This is a genomic window from Thermobifida cellulosilytica TB100 (assembly GCF_001517975.1).
Lineage (GTDB): Bacteria > Actinomycetota > Actinomycetes > Streptosporangiales > Streptosporangiaceae > Thermobifida > Thermobifida cellulosilytica.
The window spans coordinates 709,229-719,165 of the sequence record NZ_KQ950180.1 but is presented as its reverse complement, the minus strand read 5'-3'; the positions used below and the strand labels follow the sequence as shown (position 1 = coordinate 719,165).

The window sequence follows — 9,937 nt, the reverse complement described above, 5'->3', positions numbered from 1 at the left end:
GAGTGCCGGGGGGTCGGAACGACCTCCCACTGCCCTGGCACCGAACTTTCACCGAACTTAGGGTCCCTACCAGCACTTTTCTCTTCGGCCGCCGCAACGACGGTGTCATGCTGTCGCCATGGCTGAATTGAATGGCAAACCAGTCAGCGTGGATCAGCTCAAGACCTTGGCCCTCACCGGGTACGGACACTTCACGTCCATGCGCGTCGAGGATGGGCGCGTACGTGGGCTGTCGTTCCACCTGGACCGGCTCGTGAGGGACTGCAGGGCGCTGTTCGACGCCGAACTGGACCCGGAGCGCGTGCGGGATCTGGCACGACGCGTAGCCCCCGCCGCCGGTGCGGGCGTCGTACGGGTGACCGTCTTCGACCCAAACTTCGACATGGGCCACCCCAGCGCCAAGGCAGACCCTCAAGTGCTGGTGACGACCAGGCCGGCGGCGAATCTGCCACTGTCACCGATGCGGGTGCAGACCAGGAAGTACGTCCGCGACCTGCCGAGCGTGAAGAGCGTTGGTCTGTTCGGGCAGCTTCTGCATCGACGAGCCGCTCAACTCGACGGGTTCGACGATGCGCTGTTCGTCGACGAGCAGTCATTCGTCTCGGAGGGCGGCACGTGGAACATCGGCTTCTTCGACGGGGACAGGGTGATCTGGCCAGAGGCGGACATCCTGGTGGGCGTCACGATGCAGCTCCTGAAAGAAGCACACGCGCACGTTGATCGGCCCGTCCAGCTCGCGGACATCGCGGGCATGCAGGCTGTCTTCGCGACCAACGCGGCGATCGGGGTGCGGGCGGTCAGTGGAGTGGACGACACCGCCCTGACCGACGACCACCCAATCATTGACACTCTCCGCAAGTCGTACATGGAGGTGCCGACAGATCCGCTGTAGCGCCACGCGCGGATGATCATGTGACTACGCTGGGCTCCGTTGATTCACTCAAAGGAGTCTCGGGTGGCCACAGTTGAAAGGTGGACCGGACTGGAAGTCCGGGCGCTGCGTGAGGCACAGCGGATGAGCATCGAGGCGTTCGCCGCAAAGCTCGGAGTGAGCGATCGCATGGTCTCCAAGTGGGAGGCCCGCGGCGAGACAATCAAGATCCGTCCTGTGAATCAAGCAGCCCTGGACACGGCTCTGGCTACGTCGGCGCCGGACGTCCACGCAAGGTTCGTGAAACTCACGAACTCCTTGGACTCGGTGCTGCCCGACCAGAGGGCAGAGGAGGGCTCAGGCCTCCCCAGGCAGCATCAGGTCCGGCACCCACAAGACGGCAAGAAGATGGCGCTTGTTGACGCAGGCGTGTACTTGTCGGGAGCCGGGAACACCCCCGTCTGGCTCCCAGCCTTCTATATCGACCTCTACCCCGTGACGAACTCGGACTATGAGCGCTTCGTCGCCGCTACAGGACATGCGACTCCGCAGCACTGGTCGAAGGGCAGGTGCCCGGAAAGCATCTTGGATCACCCGGTTGTGTTCGTCACCTGGCACGACGCCGCCGCATACGCATCCTGGGCTGGCAAGGAACTGCCGAGTTCGCAGCAGTGGGAGAAGGCGGCGCGAGGCCCCAGGGGGGAGACTTACCCCTGGGGCAGTCAACAGACTCCGGCGAAATGCAACACGCGTGAGAGCGGCCTTGGCTCAACCACTCCCGTTACGAGGTACCACAGCGGGGTCAGCTCCTACGGGGTCTATGACATGTGCGGCAACACGTGGGAGTGGACGTCGACGCTCTCAGAACCGAGCCGGTATGAACTCAAAGCAGGGGCATGGACGAGCCCCTTCTCGCGGGTGACTCCCGCCGCCTTCAACGACGCCTCATCGGAGATGCTCGACGACGACACCGGATTCCGCTGTGCCATCTCAGCGGACGTGTTACGTCAACTGCTGGGCGATTGACCCTTGTCGAGCTTTCGGTTCTCAGGACGTCGGCGTGAGGGCGACGAGCAGAGGGCCCGCTGCCTTGCTCCAATCGCGCCCGGCTTCGACGGCGCTTCGGCCCTCGGTGAAGAGGCTCTCCCGAAGGGGGCCGAGGAACGTCTCGCGCCAGTGTGCCTGCGCCTCCGCGTTCATCCCGCTCGCGGATACGGCCGCGTCAACCCGCTCCTTCAGGATCATGGTCGCCTGGCGGTAGCTGTCCCCGGTCCACTCGTCCGCGTGCTCGGCGACGAGCGCCCAAGTCATCTTGAACGTCATGCAGCGATTCTACCTGCGGAAACGCCAGCAGGGCCCCGCAAACGGGGCCCAACTGGAACTAGGTGTACGGCTGTTACTGGACATCGATGGTCAGGGACTCGAAGCGGCCCAGGATGAGGCGGGTGACGGTCGCGAGCATGTCCGCTTGGCGGTTCGACTGCGCGGTCAGCGCGCCGACCTGCGCTCTCAGCTCCTCCTCGCTAATGCCGGACAGGGCGGTGTACGTGTTGTTCGACGACATGTCTCCCGGCAGGAGCAGGGTCATGCCCTTGAGACGCTCGATGAGGAGGGCGCGATTCGCGGCGGCGTCGGCCTGCTGGTTCTCGGCCCCGTTGTACGGCCGGGCGATGATCGCCCCGTCGTCCTGGCGTTCGTAGTAGGTGCGGGTTGCGTCGTCCCAGAATTCGTAGTCCTCGGGGCCCATCCCAGCCGGGAGTCCGTCGGGCTGGGTCTCGCTCACGCTGCGTTCTCCAAGTCGTCGTAGTTGTCGATGTAGGCGGTGCCGCTGAGGTGGGCTGCGAGCTTGCCGACCCCTCGTTCGAGCCGGTAGCGGACGGCGCGGTCAGTGACCGCCTCGCGAGCTGCAATCCGGTGGTCGTCCCAGTCGAGTGCGAAGCGCATGAAGATCGCCCGCTTCTCGACGAGGGACAGCGGCGCGGTCACCCAGGCCCGCCGGATGTCGGCGAGGTGGGCGAGCAAGGTGCCGGCGGCCTTCTTGTCGACCGTCCCTCTCGGCATGTCGGCGTCTGGTGCCTGGGGGTTGCGGATGCCGTACGCGGCCTCGACATCCCACACGGCTGGAAGCAGGTGCTCGACGAGGCGCCGGTCGTATCCGCTCACAGGCGGCCCCGCTCGGCCGCGTTGCAGGCCGCCTCGTACGACGTGTGCCGGATGCGGCGCCTGGCCTCCGTCTTCACGCGGTCGACAAGATCGAGGACCAGGCGGTGATAGAGCACACCGAGTCCGAGCGAGGGATCGGCAAGGCACTCGTTGACCATCTGCGGCTTCGTGGCGAGGAGGATGAGCGCCTCTTGCCGGGCGTCCTCGTACTCCATCGTCAGCGTGTCCTCGTAGCCGTCCGCGATGCGGCGGGCGGCCCGGCCCGCCAGGGCCACGACCGCGGGCAGGTTGAGGATGCGCCAGTCGACGGCTGGTGAGGCGGTCACCTGACCACCTCCTTGACTGGCACCTCGCCGCCCTTGGTGACCATGACCATCAGGCCGGGGGCGCCACGGGTGCCCGTGCGGTGCCGCCACCACGTCGACTCGGACTCCATCGCCGGCACCTGCACGAAGGTGCGCGGCCCGTTCGTGTCCACCAGCTCGTGATGCAGGTGTCCGGCTAGGAGCAGATCCGCGGTGTGCATGGCCGAGGTCTTGTCGAAGGCTTGGCCGCGCCACCACTCGAAGTGCTTGCCCGCCCTCCACTGATGGCCGTGGGCGTGCGCCACGACCGTGCCCGAGCACTCGACGACGACCGTCAGCTCGTCCGAGTCGGGGACATACACCTCGACGTGCGCGAACTCCTCGCCCGCCAAGGCCAGGGCCTCGCTGACCGAGATCAGCGCATCCGTATCGTGGCTGTCGTCGTAACGGGTCACGCCCTTGCCGTTCGGCCGGACCGCCTCACCGTGATTTCCGGGGACGGCGGCGACGGTCAGCCGGGAGACGGCCGGGGCGAAGCGGACGATGGCGTGCGCCATCAGGCGCCGGGTGAGCCGGATCTGTTCAGTGAGCGTCAGGCCCGTGCGCCAGGTGTTCGCGCCGCCCTGGCTCTGGAAGCCCTCGATGTGGTCACCGAGCCACGCCAAATGGACGTGCTCGATATCGAACCGCTCGCGGTAGGTCTCCAGCAGTACTACCGCCCGGTCGATGCACTCGATCGCCCGCGTCAGCGTGCCCCGGAATCCATCGCCGTCGATCTTGCCGAACTGCATGTCACCCAAGGCGACGATGAAGGTGTACTCACCCTCCTCGATGACCGGCACGAAGACGGGGGCCTCGTCGAACACCTGGAGTAGCTCGTCGATGCTCGGCCGCGCCGCTACGGGGCCGCCCTTGCGCCGGCCGAAGGAGAAGCGGGCGGACACGCCCGGCTCGCCGTTCGGCATGGTCCACTCGCTCGACCGGAACCCGGTCACCTCCCACTCGGCGGGGTCGAGCTGGTGGGCGCGAAGCACGTCGGCCGCCGTCGATTCGGGGTCGATGCCCTCGGGCCCGCGCACCGTCACCTCGGCGGCGTCGCCAGACACCTCGATCTGGCGGGTGAAGTCCCGTTCCGGGTCGGCCTGGCGGCCAGGCACGGCCGGGGCGGTCGGCGTGGCGAGTAGGTCGTTCAGCAATTCAGTCTGGTTCAAACTTTACACTCCGTCGCGAAGGGATCGTCGGTAGGTGCGGATGGTGGACGCGGACACGCGGTGCCCGTGCTTGCGCAGGACCAGGGCCAGGCGCTCGGCGGAGGAGCCGTCGAGGAGCCGCACGAGGACGGTCTCGCGCACGTCGGGCTCCAACTCCTCGTACAGGCGCTTGAGGGTCGGGCCGGGCTTGCCAGGCAGGGGTGCACTCACTTCCGCCCCCTGTCGATCTGCTCGACGGCGGCGACCGCCAGGGCGCCGAGGCGGACCAGGCCCTCGCGGATCTCCTCGACGGTGCGTCCCCCGAATGCGGCGAAGGCGACCTGTATGGCCAGGCCGTCAACGCCGAGGACATCCCCTGCCCGGCGGGTGCTGTTGATGACCTCCCACTCTGCGGCCCGCCTGCGGTAGGTGTCGGACCCTCGCTCGGGGAGGTTGCCGCCGACCAGGGCGGAGGGGAGGTCGCCGATCTCGCGGGCTGCCGCGCCGACCTCGGCGAGGACGGTCGCGAACGGGTCGGTCTTGCGTGCCGGCGCCCTGCGGGGGGCGGCCTTCTTGGTCGTCTCGGTCACTGGTTGTCCTCCTTGATCAGGTCGAGAAGGGCCTGCTCGCCCCCCTGCAAGTAGGTCTCGGTCACGTCGCCGTCCCGCAGGCGCACGCCCTTCGCGGAACGCAGGGCCCGGCAGATCCGCGCGGTGAACTCGGCGCCCGCGTCGTCCGGGTCGCCCCAGACGCGCACCCGGTTGAAGCCTGCGAGCATCCGCCTGTGACGCCCCTGCCAGAGGGCGGCGCCGGGGATGGCGACCGCGTGCAGGCCGATCCTCCGCAGGATGATCCGGTCGAGTTCGCCCTCGGCGACGTCGATCGTGTCCCCGGCCTGGTGAACGGAGTCGATCCCGTACATGCGGGGCGGGTCGTCCTTGATCGTGTTGTACTTCCCGTGGAAGGACGCCCGATGGTCGTGCTCCTCAAGGCAGCGGAAGCGGATGGTCAGCGGCTTGCCATTGCGGTCGAGGTAGGGGATCGCGAGCATCCCCCGGAACCGCTCGTGACCGGGGAACGGCCGGTCACCGACGACGCCAAGCCGGTACGTAATTGCCTCGTCCCGCCCGATCCCGCGATCGAGCAGGTACCTTGCGACGCCCGGCGTAAGAGCTGCCTGATAGGCCGCGGTCCTGGCATTTGCCAGCGAGTGCCGGCGGACCGACTTCATCCGCGTCCGCTGGCAGGTCAGCTCGCAGGCCAACCGTGGGGACCGCCGTACGACCTTCGTCCCGTTGAAGCATCGCGCCGAGGGGGAGTACCGGGACATCCCGATCGCTCCTTTCATCGATGACGAGATCGACACCCACACGGAGCAGTGGAACTCCATCCCGGTGACCTTCAAGGACAAGGCGGGCAAAGATCGACAGCTCGACGTCTTCTTTGCTCCGCGCGAGCGAGGCAAGGGCACCATGCCCACGGCCACGACGTACGGCTACCACTTCAAGAAGGCGTGTCGGGCTGCCGGTCTGGTGGACGTGAGCGGGAAGCCGAAGTACACCCCGCACTCGCTGAGGCACTTCTTCGCCTCGACGGCCCTGGCGAACGGCATCCCGATCCACGAGGTCTCGCGCTGGCTCGGCCACAAGTCGATCAAGACCACCGTGGACATCTACGGGCACCTCGTGCCCGGCGCCTGGCACCGCTGCCGCGAGGTCATGCAGAGTGCCATGCGGCCCGTGCCGGTGGACGTCCCCAGCGAGGCTCCCCAAACCCCGGAGGGGTACGACGAAGTGGCCTAGGTGCTGACCTTGTTTTCCCGTGCTGATTCTGTGCTGACTTGGATCTCCCAGAAGCCCGTTTCCGCAGGTGAGAGCGTTGTGGTAGACGTTCCGGTTCAACGTGTGACCGACGCCGCGGCGTCCGGGGCCGGACTCCGACCGGATGCCGCGGGGGAGCGGACCGGAACCGGGGCCTGCGGCGTTCCGGTCAGCGAACCGCCTCAGCAAGCCGACAATTTCCCCTTTCCGGACTATCCGGAAATGGCGCGTGACCTTGCCGAATTCCAGCATGGGGTAAAACAATGACCCGGTCATGCCACGCTGTTGTCAGACAGCCGGGAGAAGGGACGCCGGAAACGGGAGAAAACACCCTCCGGTAATCCGTTCGTAGATCCCGGGACATGCCGCACCATGGAAGATGGGATAGACAACAGACGGACGGCGGAACCGGCGGCCCCGCGGTGGGGCGCGCCCGTGTGTGGATGGAGGCGCGATGGCTGGCAGGTCGGCCGCTGGGCGCGGAGGCGTCATCGACGAGGACGCCCCCGCCGCGGCGGAGGAGGCCTTCGACTCCGCCCCCCGACGCGGCGGGGGGCGGCGCCCCCGGGCCGGGGCGGGCGGCCGCTGGTGGCTGTGGGTCGGCCGTGCCGTGCTGTGGGCCTTCCTCATCGTGGTCTTCCTCAACGGCCTGTGGCTGCCGCTGCGCGAGAACTTCTTCCCCCGGACCGCCCAGGAGCCCGCCGCCGAGGACCGGGTGGAGTTCCCCGAGACCGCCGCGGCCTCCCTGGCGGTGCGCTTCGCCGAGGTCTACCTCAACACCAGCCCGGACAAGGCCGAAGAGCGCCGGGCGGCGCTCGCCGAGTTCGTCCCCGAAGGCCAGAGCGGCGCCTTCGACATACCCGGCGCGGAACTGTCCGCCACCGGCGTGGAGGTGCTCGTCGTCGACGTCCACGACGACAACAACGCCCTGGTGCGCCTGGCCGCCGACGTCAACGGCCAGCCCATGACCCTGGACGTGCCCGTCTACGCCGACCAGGGCGGCACCGCGCTGGTGGTGTCGGGCCGCCCCGCGCTGCTGGCCGCCCCCGACAAGGCCACCCTCCCCGACCGCCAGTTCGAGACCGATCCCCAGGCCCGCAGCGAACTCGAGGAGACCATCAAGAACTTCTTCGAGGCGTACGCGCAGAACCACGAGCACCTCGACCGCTACCTCGCGCCGGGCGCCGACGTCACCGCGCTGCCCTCCGGGGTCCTCCAGTTCGGGTCGATCGTCGACCTCAAGGTGCCCGTCGCCGGTTCGGGCACCGCCGAGGACGCGCGCGCCGCCCAGGTCACCGTGGTGTGGCTGCTCCCCGACGAGGACGGGGAGGACGCCGCCGAACTCACCCAGAGCTACAGCGTCACCGTGGTCAAGGACGGCTCGGACTGGTACGTGCGCGACATCCGGGGCGCGCTCAACTCGTTCGGGTGACGGGCGCGCCACAATGATCGCCACCAGCCCAGCCACCGTTCAAGGAGAGGCAAGGACCATGCAGGACAGCACCCAGGACACGGAGGAGGTCGGTTAGATGCTCTCCCTCCTCACCGGCTTCGCGGTCGACCTCGTCGACGCGGCCTCCCCCGCACTGCACCTGGCCGTCGAGGTCACCGACAGCCCCAACACCACCGGGCTGGCCGACTGGCTCCGCGGCTTCTTCGGGCCGCTGTTCCTGGTGATCGTGTCGATCGTCGCGATCTTCTTCCTCTTCACCCGGGAGATCACGCGGTTCGCGCAGTTCATCATCCTCGCGATCTTCATCGGGATCGTGTTCTACGTCCCGGGAATCATCGAGGTCCTCGCCGTGGCCATCGCGCGAGCCATGGGCGTGAACACCGAGTAGGAGGGCCCGGGACGTGGACCTGCCCACATACACCAGGATCTGGCGCATCGAGAAGCGGCTGTACAAGCTGTACGACTTCCGGCTGCCGGTTCCGGTCTCGCTCGTCACCATCGGTGTCTTCGTGGGCACGTCCGTCGTCTGGTGGCTGCTGATGGGCGTGCTGGGAGTGCCCTTCAGCACCCCCTGGCACGTGGTGTGGATCGTCCCGCCGGGGGTGATCACCTTCCTGGCCACCCGCCCCGTCATCGAGGGCAAGAGCCTCACCGAACTGCTCCGCTCCCAGATCGTCTACGCCACCGAGGCGAGGGTCTACACCCGGCTCGCCCCCCAGTACGAGCCGGAGCGGATCACCGTCTCGGCGCGGGTGTGGCGCCGCGCCCCGGAGGCCGGACCGCTGCCGGGCGTCACCACGGCCGTGCCGCGTCAGGAGCCGTACGCCGTGACCGCCGAGTCCGCGACGGTCGAGGAACTGCTCGCCCCGGCCGGGACCGCCACGCCGGAGGTGGTCGAAGAGGCGGTCGAGGAGGCCGCCGAGGAAGCGGTCGAGACCGCCGCCACCGCCGACGCGCCCGCGCTCGAACCGGCCCGCCCCCGATCCCCCGGCGACGAGTCCCGCCGGGTCACCGAGACGCAACGCGCCCCCCGGACGCCGCTGACCCGGCGCGTCCTCAACTATTTCGGTTTCGCACTCGACCCCTCCGTCACCGAGACGGCATCCCCCTCCCGTCCCCCGCTCTCCGAGCCGGGGACCTCCGCCGACCGGCGGAGGAGACTGGCCCCCTCCAGGAGCCAGGACGACGCACCCAGCCCTCTTCTCCTGCCGGGACGCGACATGGGAGACAGCGCAGCCGAATCGTACGAGGACGAAGACTGGTACGCCTCTCTCGGTGTGGCCTCCGGCCACACGCCGTGGCCGGCACCCGACCGCGCGGCCGACGAGACCGACGACGCCCCGGAACCGGAGGACGAGGCGGCGAAGGCCGAGGCGGAACGCAGGGCGGCCGAGGAGCGCGCTGCGACGCGCCGCCGAGCCGAGGAGATCATGGCCGCACCCGAACCGGAACCGACCCCCCTCACGGCCGCCTCGAGGACGAGGACCAGCCCGGAGCAGGAGGAGCACGCCTCCTCCGCCGACGTCCCCACCCAGCCGTCGCCCGCCGAGGACCTCCTGGACATCGCCGCGGAAAAGGCCCACCGGCGCGCGGGACGCCAACTGCGCGGCCGCGCCCAGAGCCGGATGATCGCCCGGCGGATGGAGCGGGACCGCGCCGCCGAGACGGCCCCCGCCGACTCCCCGTCCGACGCGGCGGAACGGCCCGGAACCGAGCCGACCGCGTACGACCGCGGCGCCGCCCGGCCCGCCGCCCCGGAGGAGACGCGCCGGGAGCGCAGGACCCCGGGGCCGCGCCCGCACGCCGCCCCCTGGGACCTGCCGCCGGTGGCGCGCACCAGCGACACCGGGGTCCCCGAGATCCCCTCGAAGGCCGCGCCGTCTCCGTGGGACGAGACCGACGACGAGGAGGCCCCGCAGGAGACGGCCGCAACCGCCGCGTCGGCCGACGCCGCCCCGGCCGGGGACACGACCGACACGCCCGAGCGGGAGGAGGCCGCGCCCGAGTCGGCCCGCGCCGCCGAGGAGCCCGAGACCTGGGCCGCCGACCTCTCCTCCGCCACGGACCTGCCCTCCCTCGCCGAGCAGATCCGCGCGACCGCGGCGGCCAAGCCCCGCCTGGAGATCGACCACGGC

Annotated in this window: 15 protein-coding genes; 7 read left to right on the top strand and 8 right to left on the bottom strand. The window is 69.1% G+C overall.

What is annotated here, in order from left to right; genetic code table 11:
- The first annotated feature begins 118 nt into the window (after positions 1-118).
- Together AC529_RS03070 and AC529_RS03065 are read left to right on the top strand one after the other, a co-directional pair.
- Entirely contained in the window at positions 119-892 is a 774-nt protein-coding gene (locus AC529_RS03070; protein WP_068753375.1) for an aminotransferase class IV family protein, read from the top strand.
- A 63-nt stretch (positions 893-955) separates the two neighbouring features.
- Positions 956-1,897: an SUMF1/EgtB/PvdO family nonheme iron enzyme gene (locus AC529_RS03065; RefSeq protein WP_083947890.1), complete on the top strand. Its 942-nt coding sequence runs from the start codon at positions 956-958 to the stop codon at positions 1,895-1,897.
- A gap of 21 nt (positions 1,898-1,918) precedes the next feature.
- Here AC529_RS03065 and AC529_RS03060 read toward each other — a convergent pair whose 3' ends face one another.
- The 8 genes from AC529_RS03060 to AC529_RS03025 form a co-directional block, all read right to left on the bottom strand.
- On the bottom strand, positions 1,919-2,194 hold the full coding sequence (locus AC529_RS03060) for a hypothetical protein (protein WP_068753374.1): 276 nt from the start codon (positions 2,192-2,194) through the stop codon (positions 1,919-1,921).
- 73 nt (positions 2,195-2,267) lie between these two features.
- A complete protein-coding gene (locus AC529_RS03055; protein ID WP_068753373.1) occupies positions 2,268-2,654 on the bottom strand; it encodes a hypothetical protein in 387 nt (128 codons plus the stop codon).
- Positions 2,651-3,034, bottom strand: coding sequence for a hypothetical protein (locus AC529_RS03050; protein WP_068753372.1), 384 nt, complete (start codon positions 3,032-3,034; stop codon positions 2,651-2,653). Before AC529_RS03050 ends, AC529_RS03055 begins: the two co-directional genes overlap by 4 nt.
- Positions 3,031-3,360, bottom strand: coding sequence for a hypothetical protein (locus AC529_RS03045; protein WP_068753371.1), 330 nt, complete (start codon positions 3,358-3,360; stop codon positions 3,031-3,033). The genes AC529_RS03050 and AC529_RS03045 overlap by 4 nt, the downstream gene beginning before the upstream one ends.
- The gene (locus AC529_RS03040; RefSeq protein WP_068753370.1) at positions 3,357-4,550 is read right to left on the bottom strand and encodes a hypothetical protein; all 1,194 of its coding nucleotides are present in this window, start codon (positions 4,548-4,550) and stop codon (positions 3,357-3,359) included. The genes AC529_RS03045 and AC529_RS03040 overlap by 4 nt, the downstream gene beginning before the upstream one ends.
- Before the next feature lie 3 nt (positions 4,551-4,553).
- Entirely contained in the window at positions 4,554-4,760 is a 207-nt protein-coding gene (locus tag AC529_RS03035) for a hypothetical protein (RefSeq protein WP_068753369.1), read from the bottom strand.
- Positions 4,757-5,119 carry a hypothetical protein gene (locus AC529_RS03030; RefSeq protein WP_068753368.1) on the bottom strand — a complete coding sequence of 121 codons (363 nt, stop codon included), beginning with the start codon at positions 5,117-5,119 and terminating at the stop codon, positions 4,757-4,759. Before AC529_RS03030 ends, AC529_RS03035 begins: the two co-directional genes overlap by 4 nt.
- Positions 5,116-5,760: a toprim domain-containing protein gene (locus AC529_RS03025; RefSeq protein ID WP_068754450.1), complete on the bottom strand. Its 645-nt coding sequence runs from the start codon at positions 5,758-5,760 to the stop codon at positions 5,116-5,118. The genes AC529_RS03030 and AC529_RS03025 overlap by 4 nt, the downstream gene beginning before the upstream one ends.
- Here AC529_RS03025 and AC529_RS03020 point away from each other — a divergent pair.
- The 5 genes from AC529_RS03020 to AC529_RS03005 all read left to right on the top strand — a co-directional run.
- Positions 5,723-6,331: a tyrosine-type recombinase/integrase gene (locus AC529_RS03020; RefSeq protein WP_394326431.1), complete on the top strand. Its 609-nt coding sequence runs from the start codon at positions 5,723-5,725 to the stop codon at positions 6,329-6,331. The genes AC529_RS03025 and AC529_RS03020 overlap by 38 nt on opposite strands.
- Complete coding sequence (locus tag AC529_RS19915) at positions 6,332-6,616, top strand: hypothetical protein (RefSeq protein WP_157080032.1); 285 nt, start codon at positions 6,332-6,334, stop codon at positions 6,614-6,616.
- Between the two features lie 187 nt (positions 6,617-6,803).
- On the top strand, positions 6,804-7,781 hold the full coding sequence (locus tag AC529_RS03015) for a conjugal transfer protein (RefSeq protein ID WP_068753367.1): 978 nt from the start codon (positions 6,804-6,806) through the stop codon (positions 7,779-7,781).
- Positions 7,782-7,878: 97 nt separating this feature from the next.
- A complete protein-coding gene (locus tag AC529_RS03010; RefSeq protein ID WP_068753366.1) occupies positions 7,879-8,190 on the top strand; it encodes a hypothetical protein in 312 nt (103 codons plus the stop codon).
- A gap of 13 nt (positions 8,191-8,203) precedes the next feature.
- A partial coding sequence (locus tag AC529_RS03005; RefSeq protein ID WP_269745520.1) for a conjugal transfer protein occupies positions 8,204-9,937 on the top strand: 1,734 nt, incomplete at its 3' end.